The organism is Streptomyces caelestis, assembly GCF_014205255.1.
GTDB classification, from domain to species: Bacteria; Actinomycetota; Actinomycetes; order Streptomycetales; family Streptomycetaceae; genus Streptomyces; species Streptomyces caelestis.
In genome coordinates this window covers 4,999,142-5,018,143 of the sequence record NZ_JACHNE010000001.1, presented here as the reverse complement: position 1 = coordinate 5,018,143, position 19,002 = coordinate 4,999,142, and the positions used below count along the sequence as shown (strand labels likewise).

Annotated in this window: 14 protein-coding genes and 3 rRNA genes; 2 read left to right on the top strand and 15 right to left on the bottom strand. The window is 66.6% G+C overall.

Annotation, left to right across the window (positions count from 1 at the left end; translation table 11 throughout):
• Nucleotides 1-79 precede the first annotated feature (79 nt).
• Nucleotides 80-1,327 carry a DUF5667 domain-containing protein gene (locus tag HDA41_RS22965; protein ID WP_184986721.1) on the top strand — a complete coding sequence of 416 codons (1,248 nt, stop codon included), beginning with the start codon at nt 80-82 and terminating at the stop codon, nt 1,325-1,327.
• A gap of 62 nt (nt 1,328-1,389) precedes the next feature.
• Here HDA41_RS22965 and HDA41_RS22960 read toward each other — a convergent pair whose 3' ends face one another.
• The 12 genes from HDA41_RS22960 to HDA41_RS22905 form a co-directional block, all read right to left on the bottom strand.
• On the bottom strand, nt 1,390-2,445 hold the full coding sequence (locus tag HDA41_RS22960) for a lysophospholipid acyltransferase family protein (RefSeq protein ID WP_184986719.1): 1,056 nt from the start codon (nt 2,443-2,445) through the stop codon (nt 1,390-1,392).
• A 14-nt stretch (nt 2,446-2,459) separates the two neighbouring features.
• Complete coding sequence (locus tag HDA41_RS22955; RefSeq protein ID WP_184986717.1) at nt 2,460-3,521, bottom strand: NAD-dependent epimerase/dehydratase family protein; 1,062 nt, start codon at nt 3,519-3,521, stop codon at nt 2,460-2,462.
• 203 nt (nt 3,522-3,724) lie between these two features.
• The gene (locus tag HDA41_RS22950) at nt 3,725-3,823 is read right to left on the bottom strand and encodes a 30S ribosomal protein bS22 (protein WP_003948845.1); all 99 of its coding nucleotides are present in this window, start codon (nt 3,821-3,823) and stop codon (nt 3,725-3,727) included.
• A gap of 152 nt (nt 3,824-3,975) precedes the next feature.
• The gene (locus tag HDA41_RS22945; protein WP_004984898.1) at nt 3,976-4,188 is read right to left on the bottom strand and encodes a helix-turn-helix domain-containing protein; all 213 of its coding nucleotides are present in this window, start codon (nt 4,186-4,188) and stop codon (nt 3,976-3,978) included.
• Between the two features lie 129 nt (nt 4,189-4,317).
• On the bottom strand, nt 4,318-5,133 hold the full coding sequence (locus HDA41_RS22940) for a phosphatase (RefSeq protein WP_184986715.1): 816 nt from the start codon (nt 5,131-5,133) through the stop codon (nt 4,318-4,320).
• Nucleotides 5,134-5,217: 84 nt separating this feature from the next.
• Entirely contained in the window at nt 5,218-6,390 is a 1,173-nt protein-coding gene (locus tag HDA41_RS22935; RefSeq protein WP_184986713.1) for an acetoin utilization protein AcuC, read from the bottom strand.
• Nucleotides 6,341-7,558 carry an MFS transporter gene (locus HDA41_RS22930; RefSeq protein WP_184986711.1) on the bottom strand — a complete coding sequence of 406 codons (1,218 nt, stop codon included), beginning with the start codon at nt 7,556-7,558 and terminating at the stop codon, nt 6,341-6,343. The genes HDA41_RS22935 and HDA41_RS22930 overlap by 50 nt, the downstream gene beginning before the upstream one ends.
• 75 nt (nt 7,559-7,633) lie before the next feature.
• Nucleotides 7,634-8,278, bottom strand: a complete 645-nt coding sequence (locus tag HDA41_RS22925; RefSeq protein WP_184986709.1) for an HAD family hydrolase — start codon at nt 8,276-8,278, stop codon at nt 7,634-7,636.
• Nucleotides 8,279-8,287: 9 nt separating this feature from the next.
• A complete protein-coding gene (locus HDA41_RS22920) occupies nt 8,288-9,271 on the bottom strand; it encodes a pectate lyase family protein (protein ID WP_184986707.1) in 984 nt (327 codons plus the stop codon).
• Nucleotides 9,272-9,414: 143 nt separating this feature from the next.
• Nucleotides 9,415-9,531 (bottom strand): 5S ribosomal RNA (gene rrf, locus HDA41_RS22915).
• Between the two features lie 84 nt (nt 9,532-9,615).
• Nucleotides 9,616-12,737 (bottom strand): 23S ribosomal RNA (locus tag HDA41_RS22910).
• Nucleotides 12,738-13,046: 309 nt separating this feature from the next.
• A 16S ribosomal RNA gene (locus HDA41_RS22905) occupies nt 13,047-14,575 on the bottom strand.
• The 16S, 23S and 5S rRNA genes sit together here, the layout of an rRNA operon.
• An 831-nt stretch (nt 14,576-15,406) precedes the next feature.
• Here HDA41_RS22905 and trpS point away from each other — a divergent pair.
• On the top strand, nt 15,407-16,444 hold the full coding sequence (gene trpS, locus HDA41_RS22900) for a tryptophan--tRNA ligase (RefSeq protein WP_184986705.1): 1,038 nt from the start codon (nt 15,407-15,409) through the stop codon (nt 16,442-16,444).
• A 50-nt stretch (nt 16,445-16,494) separates the two neighbouring features.
• Here the strand turns inward: trpS and proC are convergent, their stop codons facing one another.
• The 3 genes from proC to HDA41_RS22885 all read right to left on the bottom strand — a co-directional run bounded on the left by proC (nt 16,495) and on the right by HDA41_RS22885 (nt 18,998).
• The gene (gene proC, locus HDA41_RS22895) at nt 16,495-17,307 is read right to left on the bottom strand and encodes a pyrroline-5-carboxylate reductase (RefSeq protein WP_184986688.1); all 813 of its coding nucleotides are present in this window, start codon (nt 17,305-17,307) and stop codon (nt 16,495-16,497) included.
• Nucleotides 17,308-17,421: 114 nt separating this feature from the next.
• The gene (locus HDA41_RS22890) at nt 17,422-18,192 is read right to left on the bottom strand and encodes an ABC transporter permease (protein ID WP_184986686.1); all 771 of its coding nucleotides are present in this window, start codon (nt 18,190-18,192) and stop codon (nt 17,422-17,424) included.
• A complete protein-coding gene (locus HDA41_RS22885) occupies nt 18,189-18,998 on the bottom strand; it encodes an ABC transporter ATP-binding protein (protein ID WP_184986684.1) in 810 nt (269 codons plus the stop codon). Before HDA41_RS22885 ends, HDA41_RS22890 begins: the two co-directional genes overlap by 4 nt.
• Between the last annotated feature and the right edge of the window lie 4 nt (nt 18,999-19,002).

Here is a 19,002-nt window from a genome sequence, read left to right as displayed (position 1 = left end):
TCGTGTGGTCGTGCTCAGGGTGTGCAACCCTCAGGACCCCCTGGGGAGTCGACCGTCATGACGAGAGGAGGTGCCGCCAGTGATCGCGAACGTATCGGCGCACCGGCGGGCGAACGCCTTCGCCCAGGCCCTTCAGGAGCAGTCCGAGCAGGGCACGGCGGCAGAGCAGTCCGAAGGATCGACGCCGGCCCCGGCCGCTGCGGAGCCGACCGAACAGGCGCGCCTGCTGGCGCTCGCGTCCGGTCTCGGCGCGCTGCCCAAGCCGGAGCTCGATCCGGAGGTCAAGGTCGTCCAGCGGGCCCAGCTGGTGGCCGCCTTCGAGGCCATGCTCCAGGAGGGCACCGCGGGCGGCGGGGCGACGGACCGCGCAGTCCCCGAGCAGCGCACCCCCCGGGCCCGTGGCGCCCACCGCGCGAGCCCACTGAAGAAGTTCCGGCCCCGGTCCCGTCTCGCCAAGGGCCTCACCGCGGGCGGGCTCAGCGTGGGCGTGGCCGCGAGCGCCTTCGGCGGAGTCGCGGCCGCCAGCTCCGACGCTCTGCCCGGCGACTCGCTCTACGGCCTCAAGCGCGGCATCGAGGACGTCAAACTCGGCCTCGCCGACGGGGTCGACGAGCGCGGGCGGGTCTATCTCGACCACGCCTCCACCCGGCTCAGCGAAGCCCGCCGCCTGATGGAGCGAGGCCGCAGCGGCCCGCTGGACCACGAGTCCCTGGGCGAGATCCGCCGCGCCCTGTCCGGCATGCGGCACGACGCGTCGGAAGGCCACCGACTGCTGAACGAGGCCTACGAGCGCGATCCGGACTCCCTGGAGCCCATCCAGGCCCTGTCCGCGTTCTCCCGCTCCCACCGCGAGGCCTGGGGCGAACTGCGCGACAGGCTCCCCGTCCAGCTGGGGGACGTCAGCGATCAGGTGTCCTCGGTGTTCGACGCCATAGAGGAGGACGTCGCCCCGCTGCGGTCCCTGCTGCCCGAGCCCCCGGCCCAAAACGGCGGCAACGGCAACCGCCAGGGCGCCTCCGAGTCGGCCCCCACGGGCTCCTCCGCCACCGACCGGTCGGCCCGCCCCAGCGACAGCGGCCGCGGCCACTCCGGCGAGGGCAACACCGGCAGCGGCAGCCCCAGCCGCTCGGCCGGCTCCGGCAGCGACAGCGACGGCCTGCTCGGCGGCAACACCGGCGGCCTGCTCGACCCGCCGCAGGACAGCGACACGAGCACCTCGCCGCCGACGGAAGGCAGCACGCCCGTCCCCGAGCCGGACGTGACGCTCCCGCCGCTCCTGCCCGATCTGCTGCCCAGGCTGGGCATCGACAGCGAGGACGCCGACTAGCCGGCGGTACGACAGTGGGGGCGCCCCTCGGAAGGGGCGCCCTCATCGTCGTGGGCACGGCCTCAGAAGAAGACCGACCGGCGCTGCACCAGCAGCTTGTACAGCGTGTGCTGGATCTGCTCCCTGACCTGGTCGGTCAGGTTGAACATCAGCATCGGGTCCTCGGCGGCCTCCGGCGGATAGCCGTCCGTCGGGATCGGCTCACCGAACTGGATCGTCCACTTGGTCGGCAGCGGAACCGCCCCGAGCGGCCCGAGCCACGGGAACGTGGGCGTGATCGGGAAGTACGGGAAGCCCAGCAGCCGGGCGACCGTCCTGGCGTTGCCGATCATCGGGTAGATCTCCTCGGCCCCGACGATCGAGCAGGGCACGATCGGCGTCCCGGCACGCAGGGCCGTCGAGACGAAACCGCCGCGGCCGAAGCGCTGGAGCTTGTAGCGGTCCGCGAAGGGCTTGCCGAGACCCTTGAAGCCCTCCGGCATCACCCCGACCAGCTCGCCCTGCTCCAGCAGCCGTGCCGCGTCCTCGGAGCAGGCCAGGGTGTGACCGAGCTTGCGGGCCAGCTCGTTGACCACCGGCAGCATGAACACCAGGTCCGCGGCGAGCAGCCGCAGATGCCGGCCCGCCGGGTGGTTGTCGTGCATGGCGACCTGCATCATCAGGCCGTCCATCGGCAGCGTTCCGGAGTGGTTGGCGACGATCAGGGCGCCGCCCTCGGACGGGATGTTCTCGATGCCCTTCACCTCGACCCGGAAGTACTTCTCGTACAGCGGGCGCAGCAGGGACATCAGGACCTGGTCGGTGAGTTCCTCGTCGTAGCCGAAGTCGTCGACCTCGTAGTCCCCGGTGAGGCGGCGGCGCAGGAAGGCCAGGCCGCCCGCGATACGCCTCTCCAGGCCGCCCTCGCCACCCTCGGGCCCCTCCGGGAGCTGTTCCTCAGGCGTCACAGGAACATCATCCTGCGGAACGGCCGTGGTGGGCAGGGGCTGCACCTCACGGACCGGCGCCGAGTCCGTGCCCGGGCGCCTGCTCCCCGCAGTCCGGCGCCGCTGCGGACGCTGCGCGGCGCCCCCGCGGGACCGGTCGTCGTCGAACGGAATGACCTTGGCATCCGCCATCGTTGATGCGCTCCTCAGTTGGCGCTCTGCGTCGGGGGGTGGCCGCCGCCCGCGAGGGGCAGCGCGGCGATCCGGTCGACGGCCCCCGCAAGGGCCTCCGGCGGAAGAAGTCCGGGACCTTGGCTGCGTGCGAAGTCCGCGAACGTCTCCGCGGTCGTGTACTTGGGCTGGAATCCCAGCGTCTCGCGCATCTGGCCCGTGGCCACGACCCGGCCGTGGGTGAGCAGCCGGATCTGCTCGGGCGAGAAGTCCGACATGCCCAGCGTACGCACCAGCGAGCCCGCCCAGGTGACGGCCGGGAGCAGCAGGGGCACGGTGGGGCGTCCGAGGCGCCGGGAGCACTGCGAGAGCAGCAGGACTCCGTCGCCGGCGATGTTGAAGGTGCCGCTGTTGAGCGTGCCCCGCCGCGGCTCGTGCGAGGCGATCCGCAGCACCTCGATCACGTCGTCCTCGTGCACGAACTGCAGCCGCGGGTCGTAGCCGAACACGGTCGGCAGGACCGGCAGCGAGAAGTACGAGGCGAGCGGCGTGTCCGCGGTCGGGCCGAGGATGTTGGCGAACCGCAGCACGCAGACGGCCACGTCGGGCCGGCGGCGCGCGAAGCCGCGGACGTAGCCCTCGACCTCGACCGTGTCCTTGGCGAAGCCGCCGCTGGGCAGGGACTTGGGCGGGGTCGTCTCGGTGAAGACGGCCGGGTCGCGGGGCGCGGACCCGTAGACGTTCGTGCTGGACTTCACGACCAGCCGCCGCACGTTCGGGGACTTCTGGCAGGCACCGAGCAGCTGCATGGTGCCGATGACGTTGGTCTCCTTCAGGGAGGCCCGGTTGCCGCTGCCCAGCGGCGTGCCCGTCACGTCCAGGTGGACGATCGTGTCGGCGCCCGTCTCGGCGAGCACCCGCGCGATGGTGGGCTGCCGGATGTCGGCCTGGACGAAGTCCGCGCCGCCCAGATGGTGCTCGGGCGGCACCGCGTCCACGGCGACGACCCGGTCCACCTCGGGGTCCCGCTGGATCCGCCGTACGAACCGGCCCCCCAGCTGGCGGGCCACACCGGTCACGAGCACGACCTTGCCCAAGATCAGCGCCTTCCTTCCAGAAAACCTCTTGCCCCGCCGCGTTCCCCTGCGGGGCCAACTTAGCGGGTCGGCGTTGCGCTGTGATGACCGCCCGATGCGTGAGGTGACGACAAGCAGCCGGACGTACGAGCCGGAACACGTGTGGCCCCCCACCGGTGGGTGGGGGGCCACAGCAACGCTCTCGCGGCGTCCGCGTCGCGAACCTACTTCTTGTTGCGACGCTGAACGCGCGTGCGCTTGAGCAGCTTGCGGTGCTTCTTCTTGGCCATCCGCTTGCGCCGCTTCTTGATAACAGAGCCCACGACTACCCTCGCTCACTTCTCATCACTCGGTGCTGGGCGCCGGGGCCCACACGACCTACGAGGGGCCAGCCTACCCGTCCGAGCGCTGAGGTCGTAATCGAGGGGGCCAGGGTGATCCCGAGTGCCCTGTAGGGATCACCCCGCCCCAGCCGTCAGGCGGTTTCCACCCCCACATAACTCTCGCGGAGGTACTCGTGAACCGCTTGCTCCGGGACGCGGAAGGACCGCCCCACACGGATCGCGGGCAGATGACCGCTGTGCACCAACCGGTACACGGTCATCTTCGACACTCGCATCACCGAGGCGACTTCCGCCACGGTAAGGAACTGAACCTCGTTCAGAGGCCTTTCGCCAGCTGCAGCCATGACACACCTGAACCTTCCGCACTCGACGGCCACCGGCTTCCCCTTCCGGTGACTCTTCGTCGCTGCGTGCTCACTCCCCAATGTAGGGGCGGGTGATGCGAGTGGGGAAGAGGTGCACCCATCGGCGGCCTACTGTGACAGACACGCCCGATTGAGTACGTAGCGGGTAAGCGGCAGGTAGTAATCAGACCGCACGCCGTCATCAAATGGAACGACGACGGAGACGGACCCCTCCGCCTCACCGACGAACGGGGCGGGGTCGTCCGTATCGGCCGGCCCGAGGGCCTCGAACCCCAGCTGACCTGCTCCGCAGACCCACCCGTGGTCCCCGATCACCAGCTCGGGAAGGGGCCCGCCGGCCTCCGCGGCAGCGGCCAACACGGTACGAACCGGGAGAGGTGAGTGCGTATGTGCGCCGGGCTCACAACCGGGGCGTTCCCCACCGGATCCCCGCACCAGCGCGACTCCTCGTACGTAGTCGAGGTTGTACGTACGTAGACCGAACCGGGTCGTTATGTCGACACAGCGACCCTGCGCCGGGGTGAGAACGGCACACCCCGCCGCCGACAGCGCGTCTGCGAGAGCGGCGTAGAAACCGAGCAGCCGGTGGGGGTGCCCGGTGCCCAGGAGCACGGGTGCGCTCCGCCGGGCGGCCTCGGCGAGGCGTTCCGCGAAGGCGTCCAGCGCGGCCAGGGTGCGCCCCGGATCGATCACATCCTGGCCGGAAACCCGACGACAATCGGCCGAAACCCCGCACCGGTCCGCCATCAGCTCGATCACGTCCCGCTGGCTCCAGGCACCCTCGGGGTCCAGCCCGAGGAGCACCCGGGGATCCCGGGCGGCGAACAGCCGGTAACTCCGCAGGCTCTCCTCACGAGGCGTGGCCACGGTCCCGGCGAGGCGTGCGCCCACCAGGTGCGCACGAAGGGCTTCTGGGGTCAGCACGAGGAGATCGTGCGCGACCGGCACCCCACATGTCCCGGGAACCGGGGAACACCGCACGGTCGGCCTACGCGAGGGCCCACCCGGTCAGGCCAGCAGCCCCCGCAGCGGGAACACCGCCCGCCGAGCCGCCAGCACCGCCTGGTCCAGCCGGTCCGCGGGGTCGTAGCCCTCCTCCCAGCCGGGGAAGGCCACGGGCCAGCGCCCGTCCGTCATCCGCGCCGGGGCCAACTGCCGCGTCCGGGCGAACACTTCCTGCCGCCAGCCCTCGGGAATCATCGCCTCGGGCGCCACAGGCCGGCCCGCCGCGATCCCGACCAGATGCGTCCACGACCGCGGCACGACGTCCACCACGGCGTAACCGCCCCCGCCCAGCGCCACCCACCGCCCGTCGGCGTACTCGTGCGCCAGGTCGTGACAGGCCCCCTGCACCGCCCGCTGCGCGTCCAGCGACACCGCCAGATGCGCCAACGGATCCTCGAAGTGCGTGTCGGCCCCGTGCTGCGTCACCAGCACCTGCGGCCGGAAGTCCGCGATCAGCTCCGGCACGACCGCGTGGAACGCCCGCAGCCAGCCGGCGTCCCCGGTCCCGGCCGGCAGCGCCACGTTCACCGCCGAGCCCTCCGCGGAGTCCGCCCCGGTCTCCTCCGGCCACCCGGTCTGCGGGAACAGCGTCCGGGGATGCTCGTGCAACGAGATCGTCAGCACCCGCGGGTCCTCCCAGAACGCCGCCTGCACCCCGTCCCCGTGATGCACGTCGACGTCGATGTACGCCACCCGCTCGGCCCCGAGCTCCAGCAGCCGGGCGATCGCCAGCGACGCGTCGTTGTAGATGCAGAACCCGGAGGCGCCGCCCGGCATCGCGTGGTGCAGCCCGCCCGCGAAGTTCACCGCGTGCAGCACCTCCCCGCGCCACACGGCCTCCGCGGCCCCCACCGACTGTCCGGCGATCAGCGCCGACACCTCGTGCATCCCGGCGAAGGCCGGATCGTCCATCGTCCCCAGCCCGTACGACTGGTCCGCCGCCCCCGGATCCGCCGACGCGGCCTTCACCGCCTCGATGTAGTCCTGCCGGTGGACGAGCCGCAGCGTCGACTCCCCGGCCGCCTTCGCGGCGACCACCTCCACCTCACGGTCCAGCCCGAAGGCACCGACCAGTCGCCGGGTCAGGGCGAGCCGGACCGGGTCCATCGGATGCCCGGGACCGAAGTCATAGCCCGTTACTGCCTCGTCCCACATCAGCTGTGCGCGGCCGCTCATGCCCGCCACCGTATCGGTCCGGTTGAGCCGCGAACGACCGGGCGTACACCAGCGTCACCAGCACCAACACCATCGGCACGACCATCGCCCCGCGGTAGCTCCACACGTCCCCGAGCACACCGACCAACGGCGAACCGATCAAAAACCCCACATAGTTGAATACATTCAATCGCGCGACGGCCGCATCCGAAGCCCCCGGGAACAACCTGCCGGCCGCTGCGAACGTCTGCGGCACCAGCACACACAGCCCCAACCCCAGCAGCGTGAACCCCAGCATCCCCACCCACGCCCCGGGCGCCCCCGCCACCACGGCGAACCCACCCGCCGCCACCAGCGCCCCAGCCCGCACGACGGCCACGGCCCCGAACCGCCGCACTCCCAGGTCCCCGATCGCCCGGCCCAGCAGCGTGGTCACCATGTACACGTTGTACGGCACCGTCGCCAGTTGCTCCGAGCTCCCCAGCACGTCCTGGAGGTACTTCGCGCTCCAGTTGGAGACCGTGGAGTCCCCGATATAGGCGACCGTCATCACCAGACACAGCGGCAGCAGCCACTTGAACGCGACGGCCCGCTCCTCCCCGGCCTTCTCCTCCGGCACTGCCGCCGCGTCCTGGTCGTCGACGTACCACCGGCTCCCCACCAGCACCGCCGGCAGCAGCACCGCCACGACCGGCAGGTACGACACCCACAACGCCAGATCCCAGTGCGCCCCCGCCCACGCCAGCGAGGCCCCCACGATCCCGCCCAGGCTGTAGACCGCGTGGAAACTGAGCATGATGCTGCGCCCGTACGACCGCTGCAGGCTCACCCCGAGCATGTTCATCGACGCGTCCAGCACCCCGACGGCCAGCCCGAACACCGCGAGCGCGATGCCCAGTTCCACCATCCGCTCCCCGGCCCCGACCCCGAGCAGCGCCAACAGCACCACGGGCTGGGACCACCGCAACAGCCGGCTCGGCCGCACCCGCCTCACCAGCCGCTCGGTGCTCACGCTCCCCACCCCAGCGAGGATGGGCACCGCGGCCAGGAAGGCGGGCAGCAGCGCGTCGGAGACCCCGTACCGGTTCTGGATGGCCGGAATCCGCGTCACGAGCAGAGCGAAGGCGACCCCCTGCACCAAGAAGCTGAACGCCAACGAGCCCCTGCCGCGCCGCAGCACATCAGTCATGGCGGCGAGCGTAGGGCCCCGGCTTACCCGTGGGTAGATCCCGCCAAAGGTGAATTCGGTTCAGCTTCTACGGCCTCACACGAGCAGGCCAGTCAGCTCCCCCATGTCGGAGAACAGCCCCCGGGCCCCGGCCAGCCTCTCCGCCGGCGTCATGGCGGTGAACCCGTACACGTCCATCCCCGCCGCAACCGCCGCCCGCACCCCCAGCGGACTGTCCTCGACGACGACACACCGCTCCGGCGCGACCCCCATGCGCCCGGCCGCGTGCAGGAACAGATCGGGAGCCGGCTTCCCCTTCCCCACATCCTGTGAGCTGAAGATCCGCCCTTCGTCGAACCATCGATCGAGCCCGGTCGTCCGGTGCCCCACCCGAATCCGCTCATGACTCCCGGACGACGCCACGCAGTACGGCACGGAGTCGGCGGCAAGCTTCTGCAGGACCTCCTCGACGCCGGCCACCGGCTTCAGGTCCCGCTCGAAGGCCGCGAAGACCCGCGCGTGGAACACGTCGTCGAAGTCCACCGGCAGCCGCCGCCCGGTGCGCTCCGCCACCAGATCGTGCACACGATGCATGGCGGAGCCCATGTAGTCCCGGATGGATTCCTCGTACGACGTCGGGTGCCCCAGCTCGGTGAGGTAGGCGGCCAGCAGCCGGTTGGAGATCGGCTCACTGTCGACCAGGACACCGTCGTTGTCGAAGATCACTAGGTCGTAGCGCATGACCAGACCCTAGATGGACCCGATCTTCCCGACACCGGCCCCGGCCCGCACCAGTGAGGGCACGTTGGCCGCCGGATCCAGCGTGTACGCATAGAAGGCCCGCGGCTCGGTCACGCTGCCGTTGGTCTCACACGTCCCCGAGCCGACGAACTGGTTGCCGCGCTGCACCAGCCGCCCCGGCCCTGAATCGGCGTACCCACTGGCCGAGTAGCAGGGATGCGGAACGTTCTCGAAGTAGTTCCCCTCGACCAGCACGCCGGCGTTCATCGTCGCCGCGACCCCGTACAGCTCGTTGTTCCGGAAGTAGTTGTTGTACACGTGCACCGGCTCACCGAACCGCACCCGCGGGTTCCGCTGCTTCGACCCGTCGAAGAAGTTGTGGTGGATGCTCACCTTCAGCTTCCCGGCGTCCTGGCCGCCGTTCCCGTCCGAGTGACCGATCAGCATGTTCTTGTCGGTCTTGTTGAACCAGTTCCAGGACACGGTGACGTACTCGGCCGCCCGGTTGATGTCGAGGGCCCCGTCGACGGGAGCGACGAACTCGTTGTGGTCGATCCAGATGTGATGCGACTCCCGCCCGACGTTGACCGCGTCGTCCTCGGCGTTGGTGAACTTGATGTTGCGCACGATGACGTTGTACGAGCGGTAGAAGTCGAGCCCGCCACCGTTGATGACGCCCGACGAACCGATCCCGATGATGGTCTTGTTGGGCCGCACACCCTGCTTACTGGTGATGTTGATGGTGCCCTGCACCTTGATGATCAGCGGTCCGACGGTGTCGATGTACCGCAGGAACTGCTCGGACGTGGTGGCGGTGACCGTCGCGCCTCCCACCCCACCCGTGGTGCCGTTCTGACCGAGCGCGTTGACCGCGGCGAACCCGGTCGGAGCCGTCTCGGCCAGCGGCGCCGGCCCGGCCGCCGTCGCCTGGCCCCCGAAGCCCAGCGCACCGAGCAGGAGGGCGAACGCGAGCGTTAACGAGGACGATCTCATGAGGTGCCTCCTTCGATAGAAAGCGCTTTCGATCGCCTCGAAGGTAAGGGCGTGTTATGCCCATGTCAACATCGGATTATGGCCATATACAACACAGAAAGCCCCGTACCGAATTAACCGGTACGGGGCTTTCATCAATATTTGTTCGGCGGCGTCCTACTCTCCCACAGGGTCCCCCCTGCAGTACCATCGGCGCTGTAAGGCTTAGCTTCCGGGTTCGGAATGTAACCGGGCGTTTCCCCTACGCTATAACCACCGAAACACTATGAAACTGTCAGCCGCACCACGTGTGGCACGTGGGGCTGTTCGTGGTTTCAGAACCAACACAGTGGACGCGAGCAACTGAGGACAAGCCCTCGGCCTATTAGTACCGGTCAACTCCACACGTTACCGTGCTTCCATATCCGGCCTATCAACCCAGTCGTCTACTGGGAGCCTTACCCTCTCTAGGAGGTGGGAGTCCTCATCTCGAAGCAGGCTTCCCGCTTAGATGCTTTCAGCGGTTATCCCTCCCGAACGTAGCCAACCAGCCATGCCCTTGGCAGAACAACTGGCACACCAGAGGTTCGTCCGTCCCGGTCCTCTCGTACTAGGGACAGCCCTTCTCAAGACTCCTACGCGCGCAGCGGATAGGGACCGAACTGTCTCACGACGTTCTAAACCCAGCTCGCGTGCCGCTTTAATGGGCGAACAGCCCAACCCTTGGGACCGACTCCAGCCCCAGGATGCGACGAGCCGACATCGAGGTGCCAAACCATCCCGTCGATATGGACTCTTGGGGAAGATCAGCCTGTTATCCCCGGGGTACCTTTTATCCGTTGAGCGACGGCGCTTCCACAAGCCACCGCCGGATCACTAGTCCCGACTTTCGTCCCTGCTCGACCCGTCGGTCTCACAGTCAAGCTCCCTTGTGCACTTACACTCAACACCTGATTGCCAACCAGGCTGAGGGAACCTTTGGGCGCCTCCGTTACTCTTTAGGAGGCAACCGCCCCAGTTAAACTACCCATCAGACACTGTCCCTGATCCGGATCACGGACCCAGGTTAGACATCCAGCACGACCAGACTGGTATTTCAACGACGACTCCCCCTGAACTGGCGTCCAGAGTTCACAGTCTCCCAGCTATCCTACACAAGCCGAACCGAACACCAATATCAAACTGTAGTAAAGGTCCCGGGGTCTTTCCGTCCTGCTGCGCGAAACGAGCATCTTTACTCGTAGTGCAATTTCACCGGGCCTATGGTTGAGACAGTCGAGAAGTCGTTACGCCATTCGTGCAGGTCGGAACTTACCCGACAAGGAATTTCGCTACCTTAGGATGGTTATAGTTACCACCGCCGTTTACTGGCGCTTAAGTTCTCAGCTTCGCCACCCCGAAGAGTGACTAACCGGTCCCCTTAACGTTCCAGCACCGGGCAGGCGTCAGTCCGTATACATCGCCTTACGGCTTCGCACGGACCTGTGTTTTTAGTAAACAGTCGCTTCTCGCTGGTCTCTGCGGCCACCCCCAGCTCGAGGAGCAAGTCCTCTCACCAAGCGTGGCCCCCCTTCTCCCGAAGTTACGGGGGCATTTTGCCGAGTTCCTTAACCATAGTTCACCCGAACGCCTCGGTATTCTCTACCTGACCACCTGAGTCGGTTTAGGGTACGGGCCGCCATGAAACTCGCTAGAGGCTTTTCTCGACAGCATAGGATCATCCACTTCACCACAATCGGCTCGGCATCAGGTCTCAGCCACATGTACGACGGATTTACCTATCGCACGGCCTACACCCTTACCCCGGGACAACCACCGCCCGGGCTGGACTACCTTCCTGCGTCACCCCATCACTCACCTACTACCACCTTGGTTCGGCGGCTCCACCACTCCCCTTTGCCCGAAGGCTCCAGGACGGCTTCACGGCCTTAGCATCAGCGGGCTCGATGTTTGACGCTTCACAGCGGGTACCGGAATATCAACCGGTTATCCATCGACTACGCCTGTCGGCCTCGCCTTAGGTCCCGACTTACCCTGGGCAGATCAGCTTGACCCAGGAACCCTTAGTCAATCGGCGCACACGTTTCTCACGTGTGAATCGCTACTCATGCCTGCATTCTCACTCGTGAACCGTCCACAACTCGCTTACGCGGCTGCTTCACCCGGCACACGACGCTCCCCTACCCATCACAGCCGGCGTTGGCCGTATTGCTGCAATGACACGACTTCGGCGGTACGCTTGAGCCCCGCTACATTGTCGGCGCGGAATCACTAGACCAGTGAGCTATTACGCACTCTTTCAAGGGTGGCTGCTTCTAAGCCAACCTCCTGGTTGTCTCTGCGACTCCACATCCTTTCCCACTTAGCGTACGCTTAGGGGCCTTAGTCGATGCTCTGGGCTGTTTCCCTCTCGACCATGGAGCTTATCCCCCACAGTCTCACTGCCGCGCTCTCACTTACCGGCATTCGGAGTTTGGCTAAGGTCAGTAACCCGGTAGGGCCCATCGCCTATCCAGTGCTCTACCTCCGGCAAGAAACACACGACGCTGCACCTAAATGCATTTCGGGGAGAACCAGCTATCACGGAGTTTGATTGGCCTTTCACCCCTAACCACAGGTCATCCCCCAGGTTTTCAACCCTGGTGGGTTCGGTCCTCCACGAAGTCTTACCTCCGCTTCAACCTGCCCATGGCTAGATCACTCCGCTTCGGGTCTTGAGCGTGCTACTCAAACGCCCTATTCGGACTCGCTTTCGCTACGGCTTCCCCACACGGGTTAACCTCGCAACACACCGCAAACTCGCAGGCTCATTCTTCAAAAGGCACGCAGTCACGAGAATGAAGACAAGTCTTCATTCCGACGCTCCCACGGCTTGTAGGCACACGGTTTCAGGTACTATTTCACTCCGCTCCCGCGGTACTTTTCACCATTCCCTCACGGTACTATCCGCTATCGGTCACCAGGGAATATTTAGGCTTAGCGGGTGGTCCCGCCAGATTCACACGGGATTTCTCGGGCCCCGTGCTACTTGGGTGTCTCTCAAACGAGCCGCTGATGTTTCGACTACGGGGGTCTTACCCTCTACGCCGGACCTTTCGCATGTCCTTCGCCTACATCAACGGTTTCTGACTCGTCTCACGGCCGGCAGACCATGAAAGAGAGATCCCACAACCCCGTATACGCAACCCCTGCCGGGTCTCACACGCATACGGTTTGGCCTCATCCGGTTTCGCTCGCCACTACTCCCGGAATCACGGTTGTTTTCTCTTCCTGCGGGTACTGAGATGTTTCACTTCCCCGCGTTCCCTCCACTTGCCCTATGTGTTCAGGCAAGGGTGACAGCCCATGACGACTGCCGGGTTTCCCCATTCGGAAACCCCCGGATCAAAGCCTGGTTGACGACTCCCCGGGGACTATCGTGGCCTCCCACGTCCTTCATCGGTTCCTGGTGCCAAGGCATCCACCGTGCGCCCTTAAAAACTTGGCCACAGATGCTCGCGTCCACTGTGCAGTTCTCAAACAACGACCAGCCACCCATCACCCCACCTTTACAGGCGAGTTCACTGGGGCCGGCGACTGAGGAAAAATCCATTCCCTCAGACACCCAACAGCGTGCCCGACACAGCCAGCTGACCAGATCAGCGTTCCACGCTCCGAAGAGCAGTACTAGCGCCTAATCCATCCTGGACCGTGCCGAGTAGTCAACGTTCCACCCATGAGCAACCAGCATCAGACATTCGCTGATGTACTGGCCTCTGACCTCACCCCGAAGGGATCGGTAAGAAGTGCTCCTTAGAAAGGAGGTGATCCAGCCGCACCTTCCGGTACGGCTACCTTGTTACGACTTCGTCCCAATCGCCAGTCCCACCTTCGACAGCTCCCTCCCCACAAGGGGGTTGGGCCACCGGCTTCGGGTGTTACCGACTTTCGTGACGTGACGGGCGGTGTGTACAAGGCCCGGGAACGTATTCACCGCAGCAATGCTGATCTGCGATTACTAGCGACTCCGACTTCATGGGGTCGAGTTGCAGACCCCAATCCGAACTGAGACCGGCTTTTTGAGATTCGCTCCACCTCGCGGTATCGCAGCTCATTGTACCGGCCATTGTAGCACGTGTGCAGCCCAAGACATAAGGGGCATGATGACTTGACGTCGTCCCCACCTTCCTCCGAGTTGACCCCGGCGGTCTCCCGTGAGTCCCCAACACCCCGAAGGGCTTGCTGGCAACACGGGACAAGGGTTGCGCTCGTTGCGGGACTTAACCCAACATCTCACGACACGAGCTGACGACAGCCATGCACCACCTGTACACCGACCACAAGGGGGACCCTGTCTCCAGGGTTTTCCGGTGTATGTCAAGCCTTGGTAAGGTTCTTCGCGTTGCGTCGAATTAAGCCACATGCTCCGCCGCTTGTGCGGGCCCCCGTCAATTCCTTTGAGTTTTAGCCTTGCGGCCGTACTCCCCAGGCGGGGCACTTAATGCGTTAGCTGCGGCACGGACAACGTGGAATGTTGCCCACACCTAGTGCCCACCGTTTACGGCGTGGACTACCAGGGTATCTAATCCTGTTCGCTCCCCACGCTTTCGCTCCTCAGCGTCAGTATCGGCCCAGAGATCCGCCTTCGCCACCGGTGTTCCTCCTGATATCTGCGCATTTCACCGCTACACCAGGAATTCCGATCTCCCCTACCGAACTCTAGCCTGCCCGTATCGACTGCAGACCCGGGGTTAAGCCCCGGGCTTTCACAACCGACGCGACAAGCCGCCTACGAGCTCTTTACGCCCAATAATTCCGGACAACGCTCGCGCCCTACGTATTACCGCGGCTGCTGGCACGTAGTTAGCCGGCGCTTCTTCTGCAGGTACCGTCACTTTCGCTTCTTCCCTGCTGAAAGAGGTTTACAACCCGAAGGCCGTCATCCCTCACGCGGCGTCGCTGCATCAGGCTTTCGCCCATTGTGCAATATTCCCCACTGCTGCCTCCCGTAGGAGTCTGGGCCGTGTCTCAGTCCCAGTGTGGCCGGTCGCCCTCTCAGGCCGGCTACCCGTCGTCGCCTTGGTGAGCCATTACCTCACCAACAAGCTGATAGGCCGCGGGCTCATCCTGCACCGCCGGAGCTTTCGAACACCTTGGATGCCCAAGATGGTCAGTATCCGGTATTAGACCCCGTTTCCAGGGCTTGTCCCAGAGTGCAGGGCAGATTGCCCACGTGTTACTCACCCGTTCGCCACTAATCCCCACCGAAGTGGTTCATCGTTCGACTTGCATGTGTTAAGCACGCCGCCAGCGTTCGTCCTGAGCCAGGATCAAACTCTCCGTGAATGTGTACCGGTAATCCGGTGCAACACCACGAGAGCGGAACAGCCAGGCGGAATAAGCCCGGCCGTTCACAGCGTCCTCGCTGTGTTTTTTCAAAGGAACCTCGCCCCAGCTGATGCTGGAGACGGGGTATCAACATATCTGGCGTTGACTTTTGGCACGCTGTTGAGTTCTCAAGGAACGGTCGCTTCCTTTGTACTCACCCTCTCGGGCTTTCCTCCGGGCGCTTCCCTTCGGTCTTGCGTTTCCGACTCTATCAGATCTTTTCTCGACCCGATTTCCTCGGTGCTTTCCAGGTTCCCGCTTCCGCGTTTCCCTTTCCGGCGGTTCTGACTCTATCAGATCCTTTCGGTCCCGATTCCCTGTCAGCAGGGTTTGCCTTCGCGGCTGTTGGGCCGTTCCGACGAGTGAGACTTTAGCGGATTCCCCGGCTCCCGAGCCAATCGGGGGCCGCGTCCTTTCGAACGGGGATTCCTCATTCCGTAAATACGCATGCCAATGAAACGACAACAGAGCTACTGCGTCGAGTAGTGGTTGGTACTTGCGGAGTGGCTGTCCGGGGACCGACCGGAGTCGGCGCTCACGTCGGACAACTCGGAGAACACTACGGATCGGGTCTGGGCGTGTCAACTCAGGGGCGGGCGGCACTCCGCGGGCGTACTCTGGGGCGCATGACGACGCGTACGTGCACCCAGCTGTGGTGGGCCGCCTGACGGCGGCCGTCCTCACGTATGCACTCAACGGCCGCCGCTTCGGCGGCCGTTCTTGTTTCTCCCTCCAGACCACCGAGGGGCGGCCGCCGGGGCGGCGGTCACGACCGGAGGTGGAGGAGAGATGACACGGGTCTTCAGCGGGGTCAAGCCGACGGGGCATCTGACGCTGGGGAACTACCTGGGAGCCATGCGGCGGTGGGCTTCCGTCGACCAGTACGAGGCCGACGCCTTGTTCTGCGTCGTCGATCTGCACGCGCTGACGGTGGACCACGATCCCGCGCGGGTTCGCAGGCTGAGCCGGCAGGCGGCGACCTTGTTGCTGGCGTCCGGGCTGGATCCGGAGCTCTGCACGCTGTTCGTGCAGAGCCATGTGGACGAGCACGCGCGGTTGTCGTACGTGCTGGAGTGCGTGGCCACCGACGGTGAGATGCGGCGGATGGTCCAGTACAAGGAGAAGGCCGCGCGGGAACAGCGTCGGGGCGGGAGTGTGCGGCTGTCGCTGCTGACGTATCCCGTGCTGATGGCGGCGGACATCCTGGCGTACGGGGCCGACGAGGTACCGGTCGGGGACGACCAGGTGCAGCACGTGGAGCTCACGCGGGATCTGGCGGTGCGGTTCAACCAGCGGTACGGGCATACGTTCGTGGTGCCTCGGGCCACACGTCCCGGCGTGGCGGCGCGGGTGATGAACCTGCAGGATCCGACGTCGAAGATGGGCAAGAGCGACGACGTCGGGCCGGGGATCGTCTACCTGCTGGACGAGCCGGACGTGGTGCGGAAGAAGGTCATGCGGGCCGTGACCGACAGTGGGCGGGATGTCGTGTACGACCGGGAGGCCCGGCCGGGGCTCGCCAATCTGCTGGAGATCCTCGCCGCGTGCTCGGGCGGGAGTCCTGAGGAGCTGAGCGGGGCGTACGCGTCGTACGGGGCCTTGAAGAAGGACACCGCGGAGGCTGCGGTCGAGGTGCTCAGGCCCGTGCAGGAGCGGCACAAGGAGTTGTGTGCGGATCCCGGTTATGTGGAGGGGGTGCTGCGGGACGGGGCGGAGCGGGCTCGGGGGACGGCTCGGCCGACTGTGGATGCCGCTTATCGCGCGATCGGGTTGCTGCCGGCCGTGCCGGAGGCGGCGGGCGCGGGTGGGGCCGTGCTGAGGGTGTGAGGTGGTGCGGGCGTCGGGGGGCGGGTTGCCCCCCCCGACGCCCGCCGTGCTCAGCTGTTGTTGCCGGAGGCCAGGGCGCGGCTGCGGTCGCGGGCGGCTTCGAGAGCGGCGATGAGGGCGGCTCGTACGCCGTGGTTCTCGAGTTCGCGGATGGCGTTGATCGTCGTACCGGCCGGGGACGTGACGTTCTCGCGGAGCTTGACGGGGTGTTCGCCGCTGTCGCGGAGCATCGTCGCGGCGCCGATCGCGGACTGGACGATCAGGTCGTGGGCCTTGTCGCGGGGCAGGCCGAGGAGGATGCCGGCGTCGGTCATGGCTTCGACCAGGTAGAAGAAGTAGGCCGGGCCGGATCCGGAGAGGGCCGTGCAGGCGTCCTGCTGGGACTCGGGGACGCGGAGCGTCTTGCCGACGGCGCCGAAGATCTCCTCGGTGTGGGCGAGGTGGTCGGCGGTGGCGTGGGTGCCGGCGGAGATGACGGACATCGCCTCGTCGACCAGGGCCGGGGTGTTCGTCATGACGCGGACGACCGGGGTGCCGGGGGCGAGGCGCTCCTCGAAGTACGCGGTGGGGATGCCTGCCGCGCCGCTGATGACCAGGCGGTCTGCGGGGACGTGGGGGGCGAGTTCGTCGAGGAGGGTGCCCATGTCCTGCGGTTTGACCGTGAGGATCAGGGTGTCGGCGCTCTTCGCGGCTTCCGGGTTGGTGACCGGGGTGACGCCGTAGCGGGTGCGGAGTTCTTCGGCTCGTTCCTGGCGGCGGGCGGTGACCAGGAGGTCGGCCGGGGTCCAGCCGGCTCGGATCATTCCGCTGAGCAGGGCTTCGCCGATCTTGCCGGTGCCGAGGACTGCGACTTTCTGGGTCATGGCGCGGGGTGCCTCCGGGGGTGCGTCGTCCGGGGTACATCCTCGCACCGAGGAGGGCTCGGCGGTTCGGGTGTCCGCTGGGCGGGATGTCGGGCCGCGACCGGCGGTTCCGGCTTATGAGGTCCTGCGGCGTAGTGTCGCCGCGCCCAGGGCCAGGACCAGCAGGGCGCAGCCGGCGACCACCAGGGTGTCGCGTACGAACGTGGCGGTCATGTCCGTGTGGCGGAGGACCTCGTTCATGCCGTCCACCGCGTAGGACATGGGGAGGGCGGCGGAGACGGCCTCCAGGACCGGGTGCATGTTGTCGCGGGGTGTGAACAGGCCGCAGAGGAGCAGCTGGGGGAAGATCACCGCCGGCATGAACTGGACGGCCTGGAATTCCGACGCCGCGAAGGCCGAGACGAAGAGGCCGAGGGCCGTGCCGAGGAGTGCGTCGAGGAGGGCCACCAGGAGGAGGAGCCAGGGGCTGCCGGTGACGTCGAGGCCGAGGATCCAGACCGCGAGGCCGGTGGCCAGGGCGGACTGGATGATCGCGAGGGTGCCGAAGGCCAGGGCGTAGCCGGCGATGAGGTCGCCCTTGCCGAGGGGCATGGCGAGGAGGCGTTCGAGGGTGCCCGAGGTGCGTTCGCGCAGGGTGGCGATGGAGGTCACCAGGAACATCGTGATCAGCGGGAAGATCCCGAGCAGGGACGCGCCGATGCTGTCGAAGGTGCGCGGGCTGCCGTCGAAGACGTAGCGCAGCAGGAGCAGCATCACGCACGGGATGAGGATCAGCAGTGCGATGGTGCGCGGGTCGTGGGCGAGCTGGCGCAGGACGCGGGTTGCTGTGGCGGTGGTGCGGGAGGCGTTCAGGGCCCTCGGTGGGGTGGGCGTGGGGGTCGTCATCGCGTCGTCTCCTTTGTGCGGGCTGCCGCCTTTGCCTCGTCCACCAGGTGCAGGAAGGCCTCCTCGACCGTCGCCGCGCCGGTGCGGGTGCGCAGGGCCGCCGGGGTGTCGTCGGCGAGGAGCTCGCCCTCGCGCATGAGGAGGAGGCGGTGGCAGCGTTCTGCCTCGTCCATGACGTGGGAGGAGACGAGGAGTGTCGCGCCGCGGCTCGCCGCGATGTCGTGGAAGAGGGTCCACAGGTCGCGGCGCAGGACCGGGTCGAGGCCGACGGTCGGTTCGTCGAGGACCAGGAGTTCGGGAGTGCCGAGGAGGGCTACGGCCAGGGAGACGCGGCTGCGCTGGCCGCCGGAGAGGTTGCCGGCCAGGGCGTCGGCGTGGGTGGTGAGGTCGACGTCGGCTATCGCGCGGGTGACGTTGTCGTGGCGGCGTTCGGCGGCGGGCCGGCCGGGGTCGAGTATCGCGGCGAAGTAGTCGAGGTTCTGTCGGACCGTCAGGTCGTCGTAGACGGACGGGGCCTGGGTGACGTAGCCGATGCGGGTGCGGAGGGTGGGGTGGCCGGCGGGGTGGCCGAGGACGTCCAGGGTGCCGGTGACCTTGGCCTGGGTGCCGACGATGGCGCGCATGAGGGTGGACTTGCCGCAGCCGGAGGGGCCGAGGAGGCCGGTGATCTGCCCTCGGGGGACGGTGAAGCCGAGGTTGCGGAGGACCTTGCGGGGGCCTCGGGCGACGGTGAGGTGCTCGGCGTGGACGGCTGCCGGTTCCGTGGTGGTGCTGGGGCGTGGCGGACCAGGAGCATTATTCACCATGTGA